Annotated in this window: 25 protein-coding genes; 9 read left to right on the top strand and 16 right to left on the bottom strand. The window is 69.0% G+C overall.

Annotation, left to right across the window (positions count from 1 at the left end):
* Positions 1–37 precede the first annotated feature (37 nt).
* The 9 genes from GUY60_RS07180 to GUY60_RS07140 all read right to left on the bottom strand — a co-directional run bounded on the left by GUY60_RS07180 (position 38) and on the right by GUY60_RS07140 (position 7,187).
* Positions 38–817, bottom strand: coding sequence for a class I SAM-dependent methyltransferase (locus tag GUY60_RS07180; RefSeq protein ID WP_161694972.1), 780 nt, complete (start codon positions 815–817; stop codon positions 38–40).
* Positions 814–1,515, bottom strand: coding sequence for an HAD family hydrolase (locus GUY60_RS07175; protein WP_312866214.1), 702 nt, complete (start codon positions 1,513–1,515; stop codon positions 814–816). The genes GUY60_RS07180 and GUY60_RS07175 overlap by 4 nt, the downstream gene beginning before the upstream one ends.
* Entirely contained in the window at positions 1,512–1,889 is a 378-nt protein-coding gene (locus GUY60_RS07170) for a hypothetical protein (RefSeq protein ID WP_312866213.1), read from the bottom strand. The genes GUY60_RS07175 and GUY60_RS07170 overlap by 4 nt, the downstream gene beginning before the upstream one ends.
* 71 nt (positions 1,890–1,960) lie before the next feature.
* The gene (locus GUY60_RS07165; RefSeq protein WP_161694968.1) at positions 1,961–3,010 is read right to left on the bottom strand and encodes an enolase C-terminal domain-like protein; all 1,050 of its coding nucleotides are present in this window, start codon (positions 3,008–3,010) and stop codon (positions 1,961–1,963) included.
* A complete protein-coding gene (locus GUY60_RS07160) occupies positions 2,997–4,004 on the bottom strand; it encodes a hypothetical protein (RefSeq protein ID WP_312866215.1) in 1,008 nt (335 codons plus the stop codon). The genes GUY60_RS07165 and GUY60_RS07160 overlap by 14 nt, the downstream gene beginning before the upstream one ends.
* 582 nt (positions 4,005–4,586) lie before the next feature.
* Positions 4,587–5,126, bottom strand: coding sequence for a hypothetical protein (locus GUY60_RS07155; protein ID WP_161694964.1), 540 nt, complete (start codon positions 5,124–5,126; stop codon positions 4,587–4,589).
* Positions 5,123–5,317 (bottom strand): DUF5999 family protein, encoded by a 195-nt coding sequence (locus tag GUY60_RS07150; protein ID WP_161694962.1) that lies wholly within the window; start codon positions 5,315–5,317, stop codon positions 5,123–5,125. The genes GUY60_RS07155 and GUY60_RS07150 overlap by 4 nt, the downstream gene beginning before the upstream one ends.
* Positions 5,318–5,780: 463 nt before the next feature.
* Positions 5,781–6,248, bottom strand: a complete 468-nt coding sequence (locus GUY60_RS07145) for a DUF6082 family protein (protein WP_161694960.1) — start codon at positions 6,246–6,248, stop codon at positions 5,781–5,783.
* A 366-nt stretch (positions 6,249–6,614) separates the two neighbouring features.
* On the bottom strand, positions 6,615–7,187 hold the full coding sequence (locus GUY60_RS07140) for an ATP-binding protein (RefSeq protein WP_161694958.1): 573 nt from the start codon (positions 7,185–7,187) through the stop codon (positions 6,615–6,617).
* A gap of 281 nt (positions 7,188–7,468) precedes the next feature.
* On the opposite strand from GUY60_RS07140, the gene GUY60_RS07135 reads away from it, so the two are divergent.
* Entirely contained in the window at positions 7,469–8,278 is an 810-nt protein-coding gene (locus tag GUY60_RS07135; protein WP_161694956.1) for an SDR family NAD(P)-dependent oxidoreductase, read from the top strand.
* A 9-nt stretch (positions 8,279–8,287) separates the two neighbouring features.
* On the opposite strand, the gene GUY60_RS07130 is transcribed toward GUY60_RS07135, so the two are convergent.
* Positions 8,288–9,676 carry an NsdA family TPR-like regulatory protein gene (locus GUY60_RS07130; protein WP_161694954.1) on the bottom strand — a complete coding sequence of 463 codons (1,389 nt, stop codon included), beginning with the start codon at positions 9,674–9,676 and terminating at the stop codon, positions 8,288–8,290.
* 209 nt (positions 9,677–9,885) lie between these two features.
* Here GUY60_RS07130 and GUY60_RS07125 point away from each other — a divergent pair, with 209 nt between their 5' ends.
* The 8 genes from GUY60_RS07125 to GUY60_RS07090 all read left to right on the top strand — a co-directional run bounded on the left by GUY60_RS07125 (position 9,886) and on the right by GUY60_RS07090 (position 16,344).
* Positions 9,886–11,406 (top strand): radical SAM protein, encoded by a 1,521-nt coding sequence (locus GUY60_RS07125; protein ID WP_161694952.1) that lies wholly within the window; start codon positions 9,886–9,888, stop codon positions 11,404–11,406.
* Positions 11,390–12,100, top strand: coding sequence for a maleate cis-trans isomerase family protein (locus tag GUY60_RS07120; protein WP_161694950.1), 711 nt, complete (start codon positions 11,390–11,392; stop codon positions 12,098–12,100). The genes GUY60_RS07125 and GUY60_RS07120 overlap by 17 nt, the downstream gene beginning before the upstream one ends.
* Positions 12,097–12,921 carry a hypothetical protein gene (locus GUY60_RS07115; RefSeq protein ID WP_161694948.1) on the top strand — a complete coding sequence of 275 codons (825 nt, stop codon included), beginning with the start codon at positions 12,097–12,099 and terminating at the stop codon, positions 12,919–12,921. The genes GUY60_RS07120 and GUY60_RS07115 overlap by 4 nt, the downstream gene beginning before the upstream one ends.
* A gap of 22 nt (positions 12,922–12,943) precedes the next feature.
* On the top strand, positions 12,944–13,759 hold the full coding sequence (locus GUY60_RS07110) for a PfkB family carbohydrate kinase (protein ID WP_312866212.1): 816 nt from the start codon (positions 12,944–12,946) through the stop codon (positions 13,757–13,759).
* Between the two features lie 23 nt (positions 13,760–13,782).
* A complete protein-coding gene (locus GUY60_RS07105; protein ID WP_161694944.1) occupies positions 13,783–14,736 on the top strand; it encodes a nucleoside 2-deoxyribosyltransferase in 954 nt (317 codons plus the stop codon).
* Positions 14,733–15,230 (top strand): nucleoside/nucleotide kinase family protein, encoded by a 498-nt coding sequence (locus GUY60_RS07100; protein WP_161694942.1) that lies wholly within the window; start codon positions 14,733–14,735, stop codon positions 15,228–15,230. The genes GUY60_RS07105 and GUY60_RS07100 overlap by 4 nt, the downstream gene beginning before the upstream one ends.
* A gap of 81 nt (positions 15,231–15,311) precedes the next feature.
* A complete protein-coding gene (locus tag GUY60_RS07095; protein WP_161694940.1) occupies positions 15,312–15,617 on the top strand; it encodes a MazG nucleotide pyrophosphohydrolase domain-containing protein in 306 nt (101 codons plus the stop codon).
* A gap of 202 nt (positions 15,618–15,819) precedes the next feature.
* Entirely contained in the window at positions 15,820–16,344 is a 525-nt protein-coding gene (locus GUY60_RS07090; RefSeq protein WP_161694938.1) for a P-loop nucleotide/nucleoside kinase family protein, read from the top strand.
* 34 nt (positions 16,345–16,378) lie between these two features.
* On the opposite strand, the gene GUY60_RS39680 is transcribed toward GUY60_RS07090, so the two are convergent.
* From GUY60_RS39680 to GUY60_RS07065, 6 genes are all read right to left on the bottom strand, one after another.
* A complete protein-coding gene (locus GUY60_RS39680; protein WP_312866211.1) occupies positions 16,379–16,720 on the bottom strand; it encodes an HAD family hydrolase in 342 nt (113 codons plus the stop codon).
* Entirely contained in the window at positions 16,717–17,052 is a 336-nt protein-coding gene (locus GUY60_RS39675; RefSeq protein WP_312866210.1) for an HAD family hydrolase, read from the bottom strand. The genes GUY60_RS39680 and GUY60_RS39675 overlap by 4 nt, the downstream gene beginning before the upstream one ends.
* A 95-nt stretch (positions 17,053–17,147) precedes the next feature.
* Positions 17,148–18,104: a thiopeptide-type bacteriocin biosynthesis protein gene (locus GUY60_RS07080; protein WP_161694936.1), complete on the bottom strand. Its 957-nt coding sequence runs from the start codon at positions 18,102–18,104 to the stop codon at positions 17,148–17,150.
* Positions 18,101–19,249, bottom strand: coding sequence for a lanthionine synthetase C family protein (locus GUY60_RS07075; protein ID WP_161694934.1), 1,149 nt, complete (start codon positions 19,247–19,249; stop codon positions 18,101–18,103). Before GUY60_RS07075 ends, GUY60_RS07080 begins: the two co-directional genes overlap by 4 nt.
* Entirely contained in the window at positions 19,246–22,251 is a 3,006-nt protein-coding gene (locus GUY60_RS07070) for a lantibiotic dehydratase (RefSeq protein WP_246234411.1), read from the bottom strand. The genes GUY60_RS07075 and GUY60_RS07070 overlap by 4 nt, the downstream gene beginning before the upstream one ends.
* A 94-nt stretch (positions 22,252–22,345) precedes the next feature.
* The gene (locus GUY60_RS07065) at positions 22,346–22,543 is read right to left on the bottom strand and encodes an FxLD family lanthipeptide (protein ID WP_161694932.1); all 198 of its coding nucleotides are present in this window, start codon (positions 22,541–22,543) and stop codon (positions 22,346–22,348) included.
* Between the last annotated feature and the right edge of the window lie 43 nt (positions 22,544–22,586).

The raw sequence follows: 22,586 nt of genomic DNA, 5'->3' as shown, positions 1-22,586 counted from the left end.
GGAGGGGGCCGCCCCAGCGCGAACGGGGAGGAGCGGGTCAGCCGCGCTGGCCGAGGACGATTTGGAAGGAGGCGGGCTCGATCAGGCCGCCGACGGCGGTGTGCTCGTCGAGCAGAGCCCGGGCGCGGCGCTCGAAGTCGTCGACCCGCTCGCCGAACAGCGGTCGGGCGGCGAAGGAGGTCGAGTACAGGTAGCCGATCACCGTCTCGGTGGTCCACTCCCGCTCGACGGTGACTGTGTGCTCCTCGACCTTGCTGAACGCGGACTCGGCGAGGATGTCGCAGTACGGCCGGTTGTGCGTCGCGTACTTCTTACCCACCCCGGCTCGCCGCTCCTCTCCCAGGTACTCCTGGATCAGGGCGCGCAGGGCATCGGTCCAGGCGGTGCGCGCGGTCCACAGGCTGCCGTCGCCCATGACCGCGACGGTCGCGTCCGGCGCGGTCATGTCCTCCAGACGTGACAGCACCACGTTCTGGTCCATCCAGTGGAAGGCGCGGCAGACCGTGACGAGGTCCGCCCGGTATGAGGCGGGCGGGGTGAACGCCTCGGCCGGAGCGTTGTGCAGGCGGACGGTGACCGGCAGCCCGGTGAGCGCCTTGTCGGCCTCGGCGAGCATGCCCGCGTCCTGCTCGACGACGTCGATCTCCGTCATAGCCCCGGCCAGGGCCAGGGGGACTTGCCCGGTGCCGGACCCGAGGTCGAGCAGGGCCCGGTGCTCCTTGCCGGCCACCCGCCTCGCGAGCAGCTCGACGGCTTCCGTCGGGATCCCGGGCCGGTAGGCGGCGTAGTACGGGGCGGTGGTGTCGAACTGGCTCACGGGGAAGAACTCCTGATCATGTGGGTTGACGGAAGGACGGTCTGCTCGATGTGCTCGACCGCACGGGTGAGGTCCGGTACGACCGTGACCCGGTCGGGGTGCTCGGCCAGCAGCCGGAGGGCATCGGCGGACGGCGGGCGCGGGTTGATCCACAGGGCGTGGGCTCCGGCGGCGAGGGCGCCGCGCACGTCGTAGTCGAAGCTGTCGCCGACATGGAGCACCTCCGCGGGATCACGGCCGTGTAGTCGAGCGACAGTTCGCACGGCACGCGGGTCCGGCTTGGCGAACCCGAGCTGCCACGACGGGTGATGGGCCTGGAGGTGAGGGGCGAGGAGCGCGGCGACGTCGGTCTCCCGCTCGTCCCAGTAGCTCACATTCGACAGCGTGACCACCGGCGCGATCCGGGCGATTCGCGCCACCGCCTCCACGGCGCGTGGCCACAGGACGAAGCCGGGCGGACGGTGGTCGTGGCGGAAGGCGGACGGCGCGATGCTGAGCGCGGCGCACACTGTTTGCGGGGCTGTCGCATCGTTGCGCGGGTCCAGGGCGTGCAGAATCTGCTGGGCGACCTGCTTCGCCTGCCGGACCGGTAGCGGGGACAGCTCCACCAGGCGTTGCGTCAATGTCGTCCCAGACGGCTCTCCCAAGGTGTATCCGACGTCGAGGCTCACCAGACGCACCGGGTCCGCCGCGCTCACGAATCACCCTCCAGAGCCTCGATGATCATGCCGATCCGTTCGGCACGCACGGGACCGGGGTCGGCTTCGCCGAGGAAGGTCAGAAGTTGCCGTGCCTCGGCCGCCGACCAGCCACTGGTGTCGACACCGGCCTCGGCTGCGGCCTGGGCTAGGTCGTCGGGGATCGTCGGCGGGCGCACGCCGTGCGGAATCAGCAGTGTGCCGCTCCACTCCTCGCCAGCCTGTGCCTGGGGCAGGACGGATACGAGGGACGCAAGGACGGTGACGTCGTCGAACGTGAGGATGCGGACCGGGAGTTCGGGCAGGTACACCGGCTGGTCCAGGCAAAGGGTCGTGGACAGGAAAGTGTCGTGCCCGCTCAGCCGCTCGTCCACGATGAACAGCTCTGTCCCTTCGCGCCGCTCCAGTCGGCCGTGAACCGCCAACTCGCCCGTGTGCCTGGGCATTAGCGGCGCACCTCCATCCCGAGGCCGGGCCGGTCGGGGAGAGCGACGTGCCCGACGTCCGGCTGGAGCGTGCCGCGCAGCGCCCGCTGGCGGCGTGGCTCCCACACCACCTGGTACTCCACCGCGCCCGCCGCGTCCGGGAATGCGGCGGCCAGGTGCACGGCGGGCAGGAACGCCCGGCCGTGCAGGTGGACGGGCACCGTCGCATCGTGCGCGGCGCCCAACCAGCCCGTCGCTTCGGTGATGCCGCCGCACCACACCGCGTCGAACGTGAAAGCGTCCGGTCGGCAATGCTTCAGCAGGGCGACAGCGTCCTCCGCATGAGCCAGCCGCTCGCCGAACGCGACCCTCAGACCGCCAGCGTGCTCGCGCAGATGCGTGTACGCGGCCCGGTCGGTCCGCTCCAGCGGGTCCTCCACCCAGCGCACTGCCTCCGAGGTGAGGAGCGGCGCGACTTCCGTGGCTCGCAGATGGCCCCATGTGCCTAGGGCGTCCACCGCCACACTCTGCCCCGCCCACGCTGCCGCATGTTCGGCCAGCTGTGCGACTTCGCCGGGTTCCGCGTCGCGCAGCGCCCACTTGGTGAAGGCGAACCCCTCGCTGGCCGTGGCCTTGACCGACTCGGCGGCCGAAGGGGACGTCAGGTCCAGGGAGAGCCAGGAGGAGTAGATCGGCACCTGCCGTGCGGGCCGGTCGCTGAGCAGGGCCGCGACCGGGAGGTCGGCAAGACGGCCGTGCAGATCCCACACCGCGCAGTCCAACGCCCCGACAGCCCAGCGACCGAGTCCCGCCGAGTGAGGACCGAGTTCGGCCAGGAGCGTGCGCCGCAGACCCTTGTGGTCGGTCACTGGGTGCCGCAGCGCGCTCCGTCCGAGCCGGGTGGCGACGAGCGCGGCGGGGAGCTCGTCGACCGGAGCGAACGCTCCGGCCACCCCTCGGGCCTCGACCACCACGGCGAACCGGCTGTCGCCTGCCTCCCACGGACCCGCCACGCTCTCTTCGAGGCGCTCTACCCGCACCCGGTCGATGACCGTGTCAGCGAGATCCATCGACGAGGTCCTCCCCCTCGTACGTGAAGTACCACAGCGGCCGGTAGCACTCCCAGCCCACCGGCCTCAGCTCGGTCGAAGCCATGGCCCGCTCGATGGCCGTACGCGCCTGCAGGTAGTACTCCAGGCTGTCCGCGCCCGGCGTCCGCATGCCCTGCATCATCACCGTGTGCGCCTGGAAAATCTGGAAGTTCGGGAACGCGTTGACCACGCCCGCCAACACGTTCACCCCGCGCACGAGCTTCTCCATCGGGTCCAGCCCGACGATGTACGTGTACGAAGTGTCCAGCCCCGCCGCCCGCGCCCGCGCCAGCAGATCCGGCATCTCGTGAGGTCGGAGGTCGGCCTTGGTGGACTTCATCAAGGCCTCCCGCCGGGTGAAGTGCTCGGCCGTCAGCCTGAGCACGAACGGGGATACCTGCGACGCGATGGTCTCCAACGCTTCGTCGCTGCGCAGCACGGAGGTGAGGAAGCCGATCCTGGCCTGGACTCCAGCCCGCTCCAGAGCGGGCCGCAGGGCGATCAGGTGAGCGACAGCGGCCTCCTCCCGCTCGAAGCATCCGGTGGAGACGGTGACCTCGGTCAGTTCGGCCAACGTGCGGCGGGGGTGCTGCTCACCGAGGGCGCGCAGCAGGTCGTCAATCCCCTGCTCCTCCTGCAACCGCGGGTCAGCGGCGGCCTCCAGGGTGTTGGGGCACCAACCACATCCGACGCACCGGCTGCGGGCGTTGGGGTTGAGAGTCACGGCACGGCCGCCGTTGCGGAAGTACCCTCCGACCGCCTCGTCGGCGTCGATGCGCTCTACGTGCGCGACCACCTCGTCGTTCAGCGACAGCTCGTCACCCCGGAGCAGGAATGGGGAGGCCGGCTGGTTCAGAGGGACGATGATCTGCCAAGGCACATCGGGGCGGCGCGTGAGGCGCAGGCTGACCCGGGCCCGGTGACGGTCCTGGTCGGAAGTGATCCCGTACAGGTTGACAGCGATCAACAGCACGTCCTCCACGGGCACCCCGTGGGTCAGAGCAGCCCGCTCCAGGTGACGCAGACGTGCTCCGCCGACAGCGCTATCCGAGGGTATGGCCGGGCTCTTGGAGGGATGCGTCATGGAGGGCTCCAACTGTCTCGGATGTGTAGGGGTGTTGCTGCGGGTCGGGTTGGCGGTGTGCCGTATGCGGCCCCTCACGGCAGGGTCCGCCCGGTGCGGCAATCACGCGCCGGCGGCAGCCAGGTCCTCCTCGGCCCCACATCCGCGGGAGACAGGCGAGGTACCGAGCCGTACGGCGCGGTCAGGAGGTGAGGAACGTTCACGCCGTCCGCCCTCACCCGGGGCCACCAGATTCAAGTACCGCCGTGGCTTTGGCCGCGCGGAGCGGCTGCACTTCAGCAGGTGTCTGATCCGGGACCGAAGCGGTCCGGTCAACGCCGCGGACAGCACCGGCCTCGTGTGCGACCACGTGCCCAATCAGGGCGAAGCCGATCACATTCGCCCCGAGCAGGACGAGACCGGTGGTGCGCCCCTCCGGCTCCAGGCGCCGGTGGCGGGGCGCACGGCTGATGAGTAAGCGCGCGAGGCTCATTACGCCGTCCCGGCGGGCTCGGCGGACAAGGCGGAGCCCCGATGTTCGCTAATCAAGCCGTAGTCCCGGATCAGCCCGGGACCATCGCCGTCACCCGGCACGGGGACAGCAACGTAAAGACGGGGGCCGCCGGACTCGTCCCGGAGGACGAGAAATCCGGCACCGAGCAGGGGCCGACATACCCGTGCCATGCGGCGGGTTTCGAGATTGTGCCGACGGGCCAGAAGTCCGGTCGGCAGCGGGGTACCGGACCGGTAGCTCCCGGAGAGAATCCCCTCACGGACTTCCCGCACAAGGTCCTGGTCCTTGGGGTGTGCCTCGTCGGGGCGCAGCCGCTGTACCGGTGCTCGGCGCGGGATGGCGATGTCGCCGTCGGCGTCCAGTTCGCGCATTGCTCCCCGGGTGAGCTTTACCGTCTGCGCTGTGCGGCGGGCCAGGTCCTCGACCGGGGGCAGCGCCGTGTCATAGGGGAGTTGGCGGACGACGGCGCGTAGCGCGGCACATGCCGCGGCGAGGTCCTTGGGGGCAAGGGTGTTCACGCGGCCACCGCCACCTTGGGGCGGTGCGGGCTGATGATCCGTCCGTCGGGTAGCAGTTCTCCGGTGTCCTCAAAAAGCACGACGCCGTTGCACAGCAGGCTCCACCCCTGCTCGGGGTGGTGTGCCGTCAGACGGGCCGCCTCACGGTCGGCGGCTGCGGCGGTGGGACAGACGGGTTGATGGTCGCACATGCTGAATTCCTCTTATGGCAGGGGCAGTTGTGGTGCGGCGAGTGAGGACGGTGACCTCGCCAGCCGGATCGGTTTCGGCAGATATCGCGGGCACGGGACTCGTCCAGCTCGGTTCTTCGTCGCCAGACCGAGCGAGCCCCGGGCGTGGCGGGGAGTCCTCCGCGCGGCGACTCACAGGTTCAGCCGCGCGGAGGACGGCCTGGAGGCGCCCCTGCGGGTCAGATACAGAACGGGGTGTCTACATCCTTCGGGGCGGATGTACTGCTGGCGCCTTGAGGTGAGGGATCCCGTGCCGGTCCCGGATGCTTTAGCGCTGTGCCGATCTGGGAGCGGCGAAGGAGCGGGGCCGGCCGCGAACCTCCCCCCACGGAGGCGCGGCCGGGGCACACCGTCAGGTGCGCCACCTCCCTCGGGCGAGGAAGGCCCGGTCTTGATCCCCGCCGTGATCGCGGCCACGGCCGGGTCAGGCGGGAGCGGGCCCGTCCTGGCGATCGGCCCGCGCGACCCTGTCCGCAGCCCTCACCAGAGCGTCGTTGAACTGCTCGGCATGCGGGTCTCCCACCGCCTCCTGAACGCGCAGGTGCCCGAACTTGTCCCAGTACCGCCGGGCGACATCACTGTCCATGATCATCGAGGCGTAGAGGTCCCGCTGACGCTTGCTCACACGGCCCAGCCGGTCACGCAGACTGAAGCTGCAGAGCAGGGAGTTGGCGGACATCAGCCCCATGTACTCCTCGACCGCCATTCCGGCGGGCGCCCACTTCGACGCCACCGCGGGATCCGTGGAGATCTGTGTCAGCCAGTCCAACTGGTTCCGGGCGAGGGTCGCTTCGGTCCTCTCCCACTGGCTCTTTGCCTCCTGGAGCAGGCGAGCCATGCCGACCCCGGCGACAGCCGTGCCCGCGAGCAGTACCGCGGTACCAATCTTCATTCGGTAGTCCCTTCAATCAGGGGGTTACTGGTGTTGCCGCCCAGGACGGACGGGTCGGGAAGGGCGGCGTCCAGAGCGGACAGCAGCCCGGTCACGAGGCGCGCCGAGTTCTTCGCGCGGAGGATGAGGGGCAGAACTCGGAGGGGGCTCAGTGGCAGTCCGAGGGCGACCACACGCTTAGCTGAGGATGGGCGGCGTCCCGCCAGAGAGGATGGCGGGACGCCGCACCCGGTGACGGGGCGTCGCTGCTATCGCCGCCCGCGCCTCTGGACTCGCCATCCGTACCCCGTCGAACAGGCGACGTTCTCAGGAGGACAGCCTCGACTCCTGGCGAACCGACCCGACCCCCTTTGCCGCGTCCACGGCTCAGAGATCCCTGACGCCGACGAGCACGCGGCCGAGCAAGTGCGGGTCGGTCTGTGGCCGTCTGCGCCCGGTCGACGGAGGTCGGCCCGGTGGCCGCTCCAGGCTCTCGCTCTCACCGACGCGACTCCCGGGGCTAAGGCCAGCCTCGGCCCACACCACCTTGCCGGGCATGCCTCGCGCCGGGTAGTGGCCCCAGCGACTGCTCATCATCGCAACGATCAAGACCCCTCGTCCGCCCGTCGCCTCAACCCCGGGTTCCTTCAGCACGGGCGGCCTAACGTCGCGGTCACACACCGACACCCTGACGGCGTCACGGACCATCTCCAACGTCAGCTCGAAGGTCTGCACGTCGAACCGCGAAGAAAACAGCGAAACCTCCTCGCTCTCCTTCTCCTTGGGGTGCCGTACCGCGTTGGTGGTCAGCTCGGAAACGATGAGCTGCACCGTCTCCACGACGTCCGAGGGCACGCCCCAATGGGAGAGGACGTCGGCGGCATGCAGCCGCGCCAGGCCCACAGCCGTGGGAGTGTCGGCCAGCGTGAGCGTGTCTCGCTGGTGTGGTGCCTGGGACATGGTGACTCCCTAGTCGGGAGAGGAGCGCGGGGTGCCGCTGGCTCTCACTTCGTGTTGGGGACCGCCTGACCCGGGTTCGACTGTTGAGCGGTGGTGAGCTGCCGGCCCGGGTTCGTTTCGTCACCCGAATCCGATACGCCAATGCCGGCTGATCACTGCTGCCGGTTGGCCCCGGGCCGGGTACGTCCACAAGGGAACCGCTGCGGCACCGTGGCCAGGAAGGGTGCATGCAGGATGTCTTCGACCACGCGGGTTGGCACGGTTGGTGAAGGGTTGCGCAGATGACGGATGCAGGGCATGACCGCGAACAGCGAGGTGCGACAGGGCAGTTCGCGGGCCGCCGCATTGTGGTGACAGGAGGCTCCAGAGGGCTCGGCGAGCACGTGGTGCGACTGCTCCTGTCCGAAGGAGCGCGGGTGGCGACGTGCGCCCGAAAGCCTGAGTCGCTGGAAGCACTCCGCAGTTCGCTGGATACGCCGGCTGCTCTGTTCGCGCGGTCTCTGGACGTATCCGTACCGGAGTTGCTGGAGCGGTTCGTAGAGGACGCCGTCTCAATGCTGGGCGGGGTGGACGGCGTCGTCGCGTGCGCAGGCGGTGCACGCGGGCGGGGAATCACCGAGGCATCCCCCGAGGACTGGGCAGCGACGTGGGAGATGAACGTCGGCCACGTCGCCCGGCTGGTCGCAGCGAGTACCCCACACCTACGGGAAACCGGCGGCGGATCGATCGTCGTGGTGGCCTCGGTCTCCGGGTGGAAGCCGGGTCCGCAGGCTCAGTACGGGTCAGCGAAGGCAGCCCAGATTCACATGGTGACGTCCCTGGCCAGAGAGCTGGCCAGGGACGGAATCCGCGTGAACGCAGTCTCGCCCGGGTCAATGCTCATCCCGGGCAAACGATGGGACCGGATGCGCCAGGAGGACCCGCCGGCCTTCGCACGGTTCCGCTCGGAGTTCCCAGCGGGAGAGCTGGTGCGGCCGGAGGAGGTGGCGGATGTGATCGCCTTCCTCCTCTCGGACCAGTCGAGAGCGGTGACCGGGGTCAACCTGCCCGTGGACAAGGGCCAGAACGCGCCGACGCCGGAAGGGTACTGACCGACAACGTCAGGCAGCTGTGCCGAGTACCGGACGAGCCTTCCGCTCGAAGTCGCGGACAACGGCTTCGCCTCGGTGAGGAGCAAGACGTGCACGGAAATCGCGAAGCGCTTGGACAGACCGCTCGCTGTGGACTCCGGCGAGCAGGTCCACGGCGTTGCTCGCGGTGCCGACTGCCTCGTCCAGTCTGTTCTGCTGGAGGAACGCCGTCGCGAGCACCGAGCGACTGATGGCCTGCCGACGGCGACGGTCGCCGTTCGCCTCGACGGACGCCAGGGCGAGGCGCTCGGACTGCCCCGCTTCGTTGAGATCGCGATGGACCAGGGCAGCTTCGGCCTCCAGATAGTGGTGGTCCAGGAAGCGAACCCACGACGATTCCTCGGCAGGGCCCCGGCTGGCGTCCAGGTCCCTGCTAGCCGCCAGGAGGGATGCCGTCGCGCGCTGGGAATCGCCTAGGACGGCGTACCCGCGGGCGGCCATGGCGTGCAAGCGCATGAGCCCGAGCGGGCTTCCCGTCGACTTGGCGGTCGCGATACCCGCTCTCGCCAACGAAACGCCTTCGGCGGGGTTCCCGAGGCTGGTGGCGAGGTGCGACATGCCAGCCAGGATCTGCCCTCCGAGTACGCGGTCGCCGCCCTCGGCGCACAGCCTCAGCGACTGGATCATGTAGCGCTCCGCGAGCCCGTAGTCGGCGGAGTCGTACGAGCACCACCCAGCCATCGCCGCTAGTTTCGCAGCCGAGGTGTACAGGAGGCGGCGCTGATGCTGGGGCAAGTTGCGCTGCTGCAGCATGGGGGCGACTTCGGTGCTCAGATAGTGCACGATGCTCGCTCGGACTCCACCGCCGCCGAAGCGGTTGTCCATCTCGTCGAACATCTCGATCATCGCCTGGACCTGCGCGGCAGGGCCGCTGCCGGCAACTACGGCTAGCCGGGGGGCTTGCTCGTCCTCCAAGAGCCACAGCAACCACTGCCGTTGAGGGTCTAGAAGGGCTGTCGCGACGTACGGCGCCGCTCCGAGGAGGCTGCGCCGCGAGACATCGGTCGAACCGAGCTCCGCGAGCGTATGAAGTGTTTCACCCACATCTTCACGGTACGTCAAAGCCCTCGCGACCACGGGGCGTTGGGACTGCTCAACAAAGCCGATATCCACGGGGGATACGGGGCGGCCTAAGAACCAGGCCAAGGCAGCGGCGATGAACTCCGGGGCGCGGCCTCGCGGGTTCATCCCCTTTCCGAGCCAACGGGATACCGATGCCTTGTCATAGCGGGAGACCTCGCCCTGTAGCGCACCAAGCTCATTTACCTTGCGCGCCAAAGCGGCGTGCGAACAGCCAGCCTCCCCGAGCACTGCCGCGAACGCGGCATTGGCCTCTCCGCTCCCCCTCGAACTACCCATGTGCAGATGATGCCTTGTGGCTCACGCTGCGTCCCAGCCTTCGGACACAGAGCCACGAAACACAACCCCCGTACAACCGAACAACCCTGTCACTCCCTCCTCCCGAACTCCGCCCGCGCTGACACTGAGAGGGCTGTGGGGCTCACGCCTCCCGGCGAGGACGCCGTTACAGCACCACCGGCACCCGGCCGCCCTGGAGGGAGAACCCATTGCAGCCCGTAGTGATCTTGGACTGCTTCACCGTCGAGCCGAGCGGCCTCGGCGTACCGCCCTACCTGTCGACCTACGTCCGGAACGCCTGGTCGGCACTGCGGCGGGCCCGGCCGGAGGCGGATGTCCGGTACGTGACCATCGACGACGTTCGCTGGTGCCTGGCCGGAGGCAAGCCCACCGTCGAACCGCCCCAGAGCGATCGGCTCACGTACTCCGCCACCGTCAACCGGGACGCCGCCATTCAGCTCCTGCGGGACGCCGAGATCGTGATCGTCATCGCCGGAGACGCGGTGCCGTCCGTCCATCTGCACGCCGTGAACGGGTCGTTCGAGGAGATCGCCCGCGCGCTCGCCTGCACGCGGGGTCGCCGCTATCTCCTCGGACCTCTGTCCGCCTACGCTCTGGCCTCCCCTGCGGAGTACGCCGGGGTGTTCGACGCCGTCCACACCCATACCGTGACGTCCGGCGAGCTGCTGCTCGGCAGTCGGCGCCCGGCCGACTATGAGCAGATGCGACGCGAGCGCGACTCGTTCGCCGGCCTCGTCGAGCAGATGCCCTGGCGTCCGATCGCCGAGCTGGAGCTGTACCGCGGCTGCACCCGACGCAAGTTCTGCGACTTCTGCAACGAACCTGCGAAGTCGCCCCTCGTCGCCTTCCGCGAAGTCGACGATGTCGTCGCCGAGGCAGCACAGCTCTACGCTGCCGGCGTTCGCAACTTCCGACTCGGCCAGCAGACCTGCTTCTTCTCCTACCGCAACCGGGACGAGGACGCGATCCGCGCCCTGCTCAGCGGCATCCGCGAGCACTGCCCCGAGCTGGAGGTGCTCCACATCGACAACGCCGATCCGTTGGCCGTGGCCGCGCCCGTCGGCTTGCGCATCGCCAAGCTCGTGGCGGACTTCTGCACGGAGGGCAACTGCGCGCCGATGGGCATCGAGAGCTTCGACCCTGCCGTCATCGAGCGCAACACCCTCACCTGCACACCCGAAGTCCTGGTGCGCGCCGTCGAGCACGTGAACACGGCGGGTGCCGCTCGCGGCCCCGGTGGCCTGCCGATGCTCCTCCCCGGCCTGAACCTGATATACGGCCTCCCAGGGGAGACCCACAGCACTCATGTGGCGAACCTTCGCGGCCTAGCCGGGATTCTCGAAGCTGGCCTTCTATGCCACCGGACGAACGTGCGTCTTGCGAGGGCGTTCCCTGGTACCCCGCTCGCCGCACTCAGTGAGCGCGGGCCGCTGCCGTCGGCCGAGCACTTCACGTCATGGAAAGCCGACATCGACTTCACCTGGGATCAGCCGATGAAGGAGCGGGTGTACCCAACCGGCCTTCGGGTGCCCGGACTCCACTCCTACTTCATCAGCGAAGAGGGCACTTACTGGCGACGGCTGGGCTCGTACTCCATCCAGGTTGTCGAGCGCGGTACCGCGGTGCCGCTCGGTACCACCGGTGACCTGGTGGTCACCGGCCACTCGCCGCGCATGATCTTCGGAGAACGCGTTGCATCCGCTTCCTGACGGGACGCTCACGACCCTGGCGGCCCTGGATGCGACGGCGGATCGCACCATCCGTGCAGGTCTCCTGCTGCCCTGGGCCAACGTCGCCGTGGAGACCGAGCTGGCCCGCCTCGGCCTGCGCCACACGATCTTCCACCACACACGGCTCGTGCCCGCGTCCCGAACGACGGCGATCGACGCCTCCTTCTGGCACGGGCTGCGCGAGTCATCGGTTCAGGCGCTGGACTCGTTGTCGCACATCCCGCTCGATGTGGCGATGCTGGCATGCACGTCGGCGCACTTCACCGGTGGCCCGCCGCTACCGAGCGGCGTGTTCACCGCCTTCGACGCCCTCCTGCAGGCTCTGACCGAGGCGGCCGTGGCGCGTGTAGTCCTCGTCACGCCGTACCCCGGGCCGGTGACCAAAGCGGAAGCTGCGGCGTTCACCGAGGCCGGCGTGGAGGTCTTGGCCCATACGAGTCTGGGCCTGACCGACGGCTACCCCGACGTCACTCCCGACCAGGTCCTTGCCCTGGTGGAGCAGCTACCGCAGGGTGCCCTCAATGTCGCTGGAGCGGTGATCCTTTCGTGCACCGGGTGGCACACGTTGCCGGTGATCGCCGAGCTGGAGCACCGGTTCGGAAAGCCGGTGCTGTCGTCCAATCTCGCCATGGCACTGCTGGCCGCCCGAGTTCCTGCTGGAGTCGGATCATGACGATCGAACGCGTGAAGCCGACGCCGCTTGAAGTTCGGCGCGTCCACCGACTGGTTGCTCGCGCCGCCGGTCTGCCGGACGTGCGGACTGAGGTGGAGGCCAATCACGACGAGAACCGATGGTGGCCGACCTCGTTCGGCGATCCGCGGGTACGGATGCTCGCCGCCGGCTGGTCCTCCCGGATCTCCTACCGAATGGTGGACACCTACGCCAGGGTGATCACATCGGCGGATTCCCGTGGCTTCGACGGCCTCGTCGCAAGCAAGGACGCCGAGTTGGCCTCGCTGGTGCGCCCCATTGGCCTGCCGCAGGCCCGGATCGGCTACATGCGCTCCCTCGCCAAGCTGCTCCAGGGCTGGGAGGAGGAGGGGGTCGATCCGACCGCGGAGTCGGCGGATCTCGACAGCCTGGTTCTCGACTTCGCCACGCGGGTGCGGGGTGCGTCCTTCAAGGTCGCTCAGTGCGCACTGCTCACCGCCCGCGGGTACCACTGCGGCATCATCCCGGTGGACTCCGGCATGGTCACCAAGCTGGCGCCCATTCTGGGCATCGCCCTCCCGTCGGGCCCCGTGGCTCACGAACGGATGCGGCATGTCCTCGAAGCGGTCGTTCACGCCCGTTCGGCCGAGTTCCGCTCTCTGATCACCGCCAACGAGTACCAAGTCACCATCCCAGACGGGGTGGAGCCGACGTGGTGGGTGCACCTCGTCTTGATTTATTTCAAGCGCCTGTACCTCAACGGTCCCTCCCCGCAGCTCTGCCGTCGACGACCGGTCTGCACGAAGGTAGTCGGCTGCGCACACCCAACCCCGATTACCTGATGGCCCATTGAGGGAGCGCGTGGTGCGGCTCGACGTGATCGGCAACATCAGCCGGGACCTGACCCGCTATCCCGACCACCGGGGCGGGGTTCGGCTCGGCGGCGCGGCCCTGTTCGTATCGCTGGCGGCCACGAAGGCTGGCCGCCGGGCGGCACCTGTCTGCGTCCTCGGAAACGATCTCGCCCACCTCCCCGAGGCGCCGAGCCTGGACACGCTCGACTGGTCGGCGCGGCTCCAGGCAAGAGGCACGTCAACGACCTTCGACCTGGAGTACGACCTGCAGGGCGAACTGGTGGAGGTCCGCACGGACTACGGCGTGGCAGAGGCTTTGACCGAGCATGCGCTGGGGCACGCGAGCACGCACCCGCGCGCCACCTTTCACGTCTGCTGCCGCCGTCCGCTGGACGTCGAGGCGGTACTCGCTCAACTCGCCCAGACCACAGCCCAGTTCAGCGTGGACTTCTTCCTTCCGAGCGCGGAGGCGATGATCCGCGCTGCCGCACCCTGGCTGTCGGCGGCGGGCACTCTGTTCGTCAACGCCTCCGAGTACCTGCTCCTGGACCAGGCGGTCGACTGCGACACGCTGCGAGAGGTGGTCGTCACCGACGGTCCCCGGGCCGCCGTGGTCCACAGCTTCGGGCGTCGGGTCGCCTCTGCTGTTCCGCCACCACGCTATGCGCACGAGGTCTCCGGTGCCGGGGACACCCTCGCCGGCACCTACCTGGCCCACCGCTTGCGCGGAGCGACAATCGCCCAGGCTCTAGCGGAGGCGACAGCAGCCGCAGCCAGGTACGTCGCGGCCCCGTCCATTCCGATCCCCGCGCCCCGACGCGGCTGACCTACCGACTGGGGGCCCTTCCCTTGACTGTCTACATAGCCCACCGCCTCTTCGCCGCCCACGACCGCGCTCTCGCTGCCGACCTCGCCGATCGCCTCGCCAAGAAGGTCGGTCCCAATCACGTCTTTCTGCCGTTCTGCGACACCGACGAGGAGGACCTCGTCGCCGAGGTCAAGGGACGCCGCCTGTTCGAGCTGGACCGCGACCGTCTCGGATCGCTCGACGCCATGGTCGCGATCCTGCACGGCCCGAGCCTCGACGACGGGGTCTGCATGGAGATCGGATACGCCGCCGCCTCCGGCGTCCCCGTCGTCGTGCTCACCACCGACTTCCAGACCTACTCGTTGACCGAGGCCGGCCCTCACTTCGAATTCCCCGACCCCCTCCTCCAGGCCGTGGCCAACGGCATCGTGCGCGTGGCCAAGCTCGGACCGCCGACTCTGCCGCCCGCCCCGAGCCAGTCGCGGTTCCAGGAATTCGAAGCACGCAACGTGGCCCAGACGAACACGGCCCTCGACGCGGCCGTCGACGCTTTGCTCGACCTCCCGAATCGTGCGCCCCTTCCAACGAGTTCGCCCGCAACCATCGGTACGTCGGTGTACGTCGAGGCGTCGCCCTACACGGCATCGGGCAGAGACCACCTGGCAGACACCTGTGCGGATGCCGGCCACCCCGTGGTGGTGCCCCGACGTTTCACCGCGTCGGACCCGATGTCGGGGGCATTGGCCGATCTGACTGCGGTTCGCTCGGCTGCCCGCCTGCTGGCCGACGTCTCCGGCCCTGAGACACCGCCGGGTGCCGCCCTGCTCATCGGTGCAGCTCTGGCCAGCGGCGTACGCATCGCAGCCTTCCAGCCGCGCCCGGCCCTCACGCACGCTCACGGCCGCGAGCCCAACTGGCGGAACCTCATGATCCAGTACGCCGTCGACGCTCACCTCAACGACGAAGAGGCCGTCCTGTCCTGGCTGGCCGTATGAACCCCGACGAGATCGCTGGCTATCGGACCGTGGTCCTGGAGGGTTGCGACGGAGTCGGCAAGAGCACGCTCGGCGAGCGCCTGTCGACACACAACGGCTTCACCATGGTCCATTCTCCGAGGACTCCCGACCATCTCGACCTGGCCAGCCGCTACAGGACTATCCTTGCCGGGGACGGAAAGATCCTCTTTGACCGGTGCTTCATCAGCGAGCTGGTGTACGGCCCGGTTCACCGGGGTCGCTCCCGGATCAACTGGTCCCAGGCGATCGACCTGGCCGAGAGCGTCATCAAGCGCTCCGGTGTACTCGTCCACCTGACCGCGCCCCCCGCCGTCATCCACCAGCGACTCCTGTCACGCGATGGCGAGGCGATCGGCCTGGAGGAAATCACTGAACTAGTGACGGGTTACGACAGGGTCTTCTCCACCCTCGCGGACTACACCCGTGTACTCACGCTCGACACCTCGCTTCTTGACCTCCCCTCGACAGGGTGACGACTCGCGGAAGCCGGCCCGTCGGGCACACCGCTCCCGCTACGCTTCTAGGGCACCTGCTGTACCGCCGCTGGAGGAGCCTTGGACATCGGAGACGCCCAGAAGCTCGCCTGGGAGAACAAGGAACTCAAGGGCTTCAACACCACAGATGTGGCACTGGAGTTCGGCCTCCTGACCGCCGAGGTGGGTGAAGCCTTCACCGCGTGGCGCAAGGGACTGCCCGACCTCGGAGAGGAACTGGCCGACGTCTTCCTCTACCTGGCGGCCCTGGCGCAGATGAATGACGTGGACCTGGGCTCCGAGGTCGCCCGGAAGATCGAGAAGAACGCGGGCCGCACGTACGGGCGGAACGACCATGGGGCCCTCGTCCGGACAAGCACCTCGTAGGTAGTTACGCCGCCCGGCCCGTACGAGCACCGACGACGAAGGCCCCCGACATCTGTCGAGGGCCTTCGTCGTGCCGGTCGGAGTGCAGGACACGCTGCTCCTAAGCAGCGAGGTCGTGGCCCTCGCCTGCACACGTACACCGGGCCAGGATTAGAGACAATGCCCGACGCTCGTGCATCCTCGTCGCGGAAGGGATGGCCCCGTGCCCCTCGCCGTTCTCCTGGCCGGTCTGACCGGCTCCGGGAAGACCACGGTCGCCCAAGCCCTGGTCGGCCACGGCTTCACCCGGCTGTCCGTGGACGAGGAGGTTTTCCGCATCCACGGGCGGTACGGCGTGGACTACCCCGAGAACACGTACTTCGAGCGCGAGCGGCCTGTCGTCGAGGCGATCCGGCAGCGATTCATCAAGGAGATCGAGGCCGGGCAGGACATCGTCCTTGATCACGGTCTGTGGCGCCGTGCTGAGCGCGACGCCTGGCTGCAGGCGGCCCGCGATGCGGGCGGGCACCCCCTGGTCGTCTACCTTCCGGTCGACCGCGACGAGCTGCTGCGGCGCCTGGCCGAGCGTAATGAGCGCGAGGACGCCAACGCCCTCACCGTTTCCCCAGAAGCCCTCAGCGACTTCTTCGCCCGCTTCGACACCCCGGCCGACGACGAGGAAATGATCGTCTACACCGGAGACCTAGACGCGCTGATGGCGGAACTCTCCGAGGCCAGAGGGCTCTAGGGCCAACCGCTGCCAGGCAGGCGGAGGGGTGGACTTACCTGTGGCTGGTGACCAGTTTGACCAGGCGTTCAGTGTCGGTGAGGTCGTCGAGGACGATGTCCGCGCCCGCATCGCGCAGGGCCTCGGTTGAGCTGCGGCCAGTATCGACCGCGATGACCTGAACGCCGTGTGAGCGCCCTCCTTCGACGTCCGCCGGGGTATCGCCGATGAGCACGGCGTCCGCCGCCATGGTCGCAGAGCGACGCAGCGCGAGCGCGACCAGGTCGGGGCGAACGTCCGCGTCCTCACCGTAGGCGCCGGCCTCCCACTCGATCCGAGAGTCCAAAGCGAACACGCGCAGCTTGGTCGCCGCGACCGCGCGCACGTTGCCGGTCACGCCGTCTGCCGAACGCCAGCCGTGTGCAAGGCTTCCAGTGCAGCAGCAGTTCCGGGAAGGGCAGCACCCCGCTCTCGAAGGTCGCGAGCGTTGGCGACGTGCTCCTCCGCGAGGACTTGCGCGAACCGTTCGAAGTCGGCCCGAGTCGTCTTCAGGCCATGCAGCTTGGCCGGTTCGCGGAAGATCACTGGTTCGGCGATTCCGCTGATGGCCGCCTGCGCCCGCATCCGCTTACCTGTCACCTGCTCGAATGCCGCGGCGGACAGGGCACGGCCGACGCCCCGCGTCTCGATGAGGGTGTGGTCGATATCCCACAGCAGCAGCCGAGGCATGAATTCCCCTACTCGGGTGTTGGAACTGAGCTGTTTCGCCTGGTAGTTGCGGACCGTACCCCGGAACTCGCTTCCACTCGGGGGCGGGCGGCCCTTCAATCCGCGCCGAGCACAGCCACGCGCGCAGCGCGTGCCCAGATGGACTGCTGGCGGGCCGTGAAGCCCATACGGTTCCAGTGGAACAGGACGTGTCGTGCGAGGACCCCACGCTTCCCGAGGCAGAGGTCCCCGCTCTCCGCAGCTTCCGCCAGGTGCCGACCACTGCGTTCCAGGGCCTCTATCCACGCCCGCACGGGTGCCAGGGGGCCGGAGTCCAGGAGCGGGCGGGCATCGGTCAGCAGAAGGCGCCGCATCGGTTCGGCCATGGCGCTGACCTGCTCAGGGAGTACCTCCTCGGCCAACGGCCGCCGTTCCTCGACTCGTCCCCACACATCGCCCTGCTCACCGAACTCCAGTCGGGCCGCCCGCATCAGCAGCGTCATGGCAAGAAGCGATGTGGCCTTGGCATCCAGCAGTTCCGACGGCTCGTCGGTCGCCGCGCGGAAGTAGTCGAGCATGCCGTCGCTGTCGGCGTGAAACAGGGCGTGCGCGAGCGTCATCCCGGTCGGGCCGCCGAAGGCGACGGTCTCCGGCTCGTACAGGGCGGGCCGCCAGCCGGAGGCCACGCCCCAGGAGACGGAACTGTCGAGTGCTTCTGTGACGTGGCCGATGGCGTCCTCCGCAGGCACGCCGGTGGCGGAGTGATAGCGCAGCCGCCAGTGCGGGGCCTTCCGTACGAACCACCACAAGCCGATCGGCTCGGCGCGCAGAGCGGGCGCGAGGTGGGCGCGAAACGCCTGCTCGGCGTGCTCGTGGTCAGCGAACCGGATGTCGACCTGGTGCCATCCGGACGGTTCGGCGTCCAGCTCGGCGCGGCCGGCGGCCCGGTACCTTTCGATCGCGTCGGCAAGCCGGGGTGCTGTGGTGCCAGCCGAGCCAGCCGCTCCTTCGATACTCGCTCCGCCGAGAACTGCGAGCACAGCGTGCTCGACGCGGTCCGGGTCGTAGCTCATGTCAGGAGCAGGCAGACGTCCCACTGCCCTTGGGGCTCGGCGCCCGACTCGGCGTCCTGGAAGGCGAGGGCTGCCCCGGCCTTCCCGGTGAGGAACCCTGCCTCTTCCGGGGCGTCCGCCGTCAGGAATCTGCTCGTGATGGGCCTGATCCGCTCTTCGAAGATAGTCGGGGCTTCAGCGTCCTGGGCGACGCGCTGCGCGGTGCGAAGGACACCGCCGAACCCGTGGCAGAGGCCGCGGTCGGCCACCTTGTCGAGCTGGTCCGGGTCGCTCAGGCAGTGCAGAAGGGCACGTTCGGCCATCCGCTTGCGGTTGCCGTCTTCAAGAACGATGCCGACGAGCTGCTGGGCGCGGGCCAGGCCCGGGGTGCCGTAGCACCACGAGGGGGTGGCTGGCTGGGCGGGCGCGGCTCCTCTGTGGCTGATCCAGCGCGGCCAGCGGGTTCCTCGAAAGTCGCTCTGCCGCATCTGATCGAGCCATCGGCAGATGCGGCGGATCGCGGCCTCGTGGCCATCCACCGTGACGTCCGCGCGCATCGCCAGGGAGAGGAGAGTGAGCGGGCCTGTGATGCCGTGCGCCATCCCTGCGTTCGCGTGTCCTCCAGGGGTGGCCGTCTTGTCGCTGGCCGGAGCGTGGTTGACCCACCAGCCCGGCAGAGTCTCGCCGGTCTCGCCGGTGACGGGCTCTGTCAGGCGCACCAGGTACTCGAGGACGCCCTTCAGCTCGGCGCTGCAGGGCTGACGGCGCAGCAGCAGCGCGCCGATGCCGGTCAGGCCACGGAACAGGTCGTACTCGGCGAAGTCGGGGCGTCGGCCGGCGTTGATCCGGGCGTGCGCGGTGGTCAGCCGTTGCCAGGCGTGTTCGGCCACGACACCGTCGAGCGTTTGCAGCGCGCCCGCGTAACGGTCGGTCCCGTCGGCGGCCAAGTGCAGAGCGAGGGCCATCGCGGGGGCGCCGAGGAAGAGGTTGGCGTCGCGTCCGTCGATCAGTGGCCCGATGCCCGCGAGGGCGCGGTGCGCCTCGCTCCAGTCCACGGTGCCACGGCGGGCACGCTCGATGTGCAACAGGGCGGCGCCCAGAAGGCCGTGAGCGAGGGACTGCCGGGAGGACTGGGATGTGTCGGGGGACGGTGGGGCTGTGGTCACCGCTCGGCTCCTTTGTGGCGGACGCTCCAGGACAGGGCTGCCGCGCGGGCCATCCGGCGGCAGAGGGCTTCGGCGTCACGGTCGATGCCCGCGACGCGGTTGTGGTGCATGTGCAGCAGGGACGGCAGGACGCCGGACGGGTCGAGCCCTGCTGCGTCGAGGGCCTGGTGATAACGGGCAAGGGCGTCTCGTCGGCGCTGCCACGCGTCCCGGACGGTGTCGCCCCCGGGGAGGCCTGTGAGAGCCGGACCGGCGTCGGCGCTCTCCGTGAGCCGCAGCACGAGGGCCTGTGTGTGCCGTGGCGCTGTCACGCCGTCGCTGCGCAGCAGGTGTTGGACCAGCCAGGAGTGCCCTGCGGCGGGGGAGCCGAGGAAGCCGGTGGCGATGTCCACGTATGAGCCTGCGGTGATGGCGGGACGCAGTTCCGGGGAGAGCCCCAGGCGCATCTGGGCCAAGGCGGCAGCCGTGTCGGCAGCGAAGTACCGCTCTGCGACTGCCAGTTCGGCGCCGGAGCCGTATCGGCCGGTCTCCGGAAGGTAGGTGTCCCACTGCACGCGCTGGATCAGGCCCTCGTCACGCAGCTCGTCCGCCCATTCCGCCACCGTTCGGGCCGCGTCTCCGAACGCGTTCGGAGACGGCAGGGGCAGCCGGATACGCAAGTGCGGTTCGGGGTCCGCGTACCGGATGAACCACGCCTCCGGCGATGTCTCCAACTCGTCGAGCAGCCGGGGCAGGTGGGTGGTCAGCACCTCGGGGGCGCGGGCCTCGCTGCCGTAGACCTTCAGGTACGCGTCGTCCGTGGCTCCCGGAAGTCGGCCGGCGTCGCGCCGGGCAACCGCGTAGCGGGTGGGGGGCGGGGTGGCCGTCTGGGCGGCGGCGAAGCACATGGTCACCTCATGAGCGCGGCCGATCCAGCCGTACGCGCTCTCTTCGGGTGCCTCGTGCAGGGAGAGAACGCGGTGATGGTCCAACTCGGCGCGGAGCAGGTCGCGGTGAGCGGACAAGTCGAGGTCGAGGCGGAGCTGCTGGTCGCTGGAGCCGACGTACACAGCGCGGGGAACGCCGTACTGGATACGCCAGTTGATGAAGTCCTGCTCCCAACACTCGGGATCGTCCAGGTCGCGGGCGCGTAGGCGCCAGCACGCTGCGGAGAGAATCGTGCGGCCGAAGCGGACTTCTGGGAGGAACGGCAGCGTCGCGGCGGCGCCCCAGGCGAAGGGGGCAAGGATGGCGGCGTGGGAGCGGTGGACCTCGCACAGGAACCGGACCAGGGGATGTGTCGCCGTGCTCAATTCGACCGCGCTCATCACGGACGGCTCCAGGCAGCGCCCGGTGGAGAGGGAGACGAGGTAGAGCCGCCCGGCATCCGCTACGACCCCCAGGTCATCCAGTTCGATCGTGGCGTCTGGGTTGTACTCGCCGATGGCCAGTGCCTCGGGAGCGGTCAAGGGCGCTCGGGCGACGTTGTAGGTCTGGCCCTTGAGCGGAGGCGAGGAGAGCTGCACGCGTACCGCGTCCTCGGTCAGCGTGGGCAGAGCGTTGTACTCGGCCGCCATTCGGGCCTGGTCCGCCGGGTCCAGCATCGGCAGGAATCGGCCGGTGAGCGTCCCGGCAGCCAGCGACAGTCCGACGGTGGACAGGGTGAATCGTCCCTCGGTCAGCGCGCGGGTGGACTGTGCCAACACGCTGAAGCACAGCTCTACGTGGGCGGGGACCGCCGTGGGTTCGCCCAGGGAGAGGGCGTCGATGTCCTCCTCGGTGAGGACGATCTCCCGTTGGTCGGTGAGAGCCGCGTCCTGGGCGAGCCGGAGCAGGTGTTCGTCGCGCGGCGACGTGGCAAGGACGGGGCGAGGCAGGACGGTACCGCGGTAGCCGACGGGAAAGCCGAGGCCGGTGTCGGGGTCAGTCAGCTCGCGCACCGGCACGACGGTCCCCATGCTGTACCGCTCCAGGAACCTTGACCGGTAGTCCGTCCACGCGGCAGAGCCGTGCGGGTAGGGCGTGATCCTGGTCATGAGGTCCAGGGCTCGTTCTGCCTCGCGGGCGACGTGTTGCGGAAGGATGATGTCGGCGTCTGGTCGGATGTTGACCATGAGGGTGCGGTCGGTGACGCCGGTTAGCGTGCTCATCGCGGCGGTCACCTGCTCGCGCAGTTTGGGCTGTTCCTCGGCGGGTGCGCGGTCATGCTGTTCCAGGAGTCCCTGGATGGAGCGAAGCCGGGTGACCGCAGGCACGTCGGTGCCGCTCTCTTCGAGCCGGGTAACGAGGTATCCCAGCGCATCGGGGCAGGTCATCGGCGCTCGGAGTTCGGTCAGCAGGACGCGGTGCGCGACGAGGTTGCGCACCATGTCCTCGATGGCGGCCTTCGGAGCCTCGGGGTGTTCGATGCCGAGCTTGGCCATCAGGACGTGAGCCGGGATCGGGTGGCGCGCCAGTTTCAATGCGGCCTCGCCGGCCCGGGTGCGCCGGAGGCTTGTGTCGGTGGGACCTTCGCTGCCCGGCTGGTTCAGGACGGTGATGCGGGAACCGCGCACGATGTGGCCGGGATCGGCGACCACCGTCAGGTAGTGGAGCACCGCAGGGTCACGCTCAAAGGCGGTGGTGATCTCGTGCAGCCACGCGGCGGAGGCGTGAGCGAATGCCCGGTCCGCGTGCCCCCAGTGGACGTGTGCCTCCTGGCCAGTGTGCGCGACGGCCGGACCAGCGAACAGCCCGAAGGGAGTCGCGCGGTAGCGCATCCGCAGAAGGTAGCGGGCCAGGGACCGGCCGGTGCGACGGGCGCGAGACGGACGTGCTGTACCGGCGACGACTTCTCGTACGGCCGATGCGAGGAGGGGTGAGGCGTGGCTGATGGCTTCGGCGCGCGGATCGTCTGCCCAGACGTGTTCGATCCACTCGGTGACCTGCTCTGTACTCGCGCTCTCTCCGGGCCAGGTGGGCGCGGCGCAGTTGAGCGGAAAGACCGATGCCCTGATCATGCTCGCGTCAATGCTGCGGTACATCCGTACTCCTTCGGCTCGCGGCGCACCCGGGGGCGGGCGGTTGAACGAACCCCCGCCCCCGGGCACCGTCAGCTACTGGTGCTGGTACTGCCGGTCAGCCGCCGATGCAGGTGCTGTTCGAGCAGGCCGACGCGCAGGTGGAGGTGCAGTTGTCGCTGGTGTCGTTCAGCAGCGAGCCGAGAACGGGAGCCGAGGCGATGGTCTCGATCGCCAGGTCGAAGTCCCCGCCGTCGGCGCGGAAGTCGGTCGCCGCCTTCAGCACCGTGCTGCTGGAGCTGATCTGCTGTGCCATCTCGTTCTCCTCCAGGGAGTTGTAGGGATGTGCTGACTACCTG

This window comes from Streptomyces boluensis, assembly GCF_009908195.1.
In the GTDB taxonomy this organism is placed as follows: Bacteria; Actinomycetota; Actinomycetes; order Streptomycetales; family Streptomycetaceae; genus Streptomyces; species Streptomyces boluensis.
Note: the sequence above shows the minus strand (reverse complement) of the source record. Positions and strands in the feature narration are given on the sequence as shown.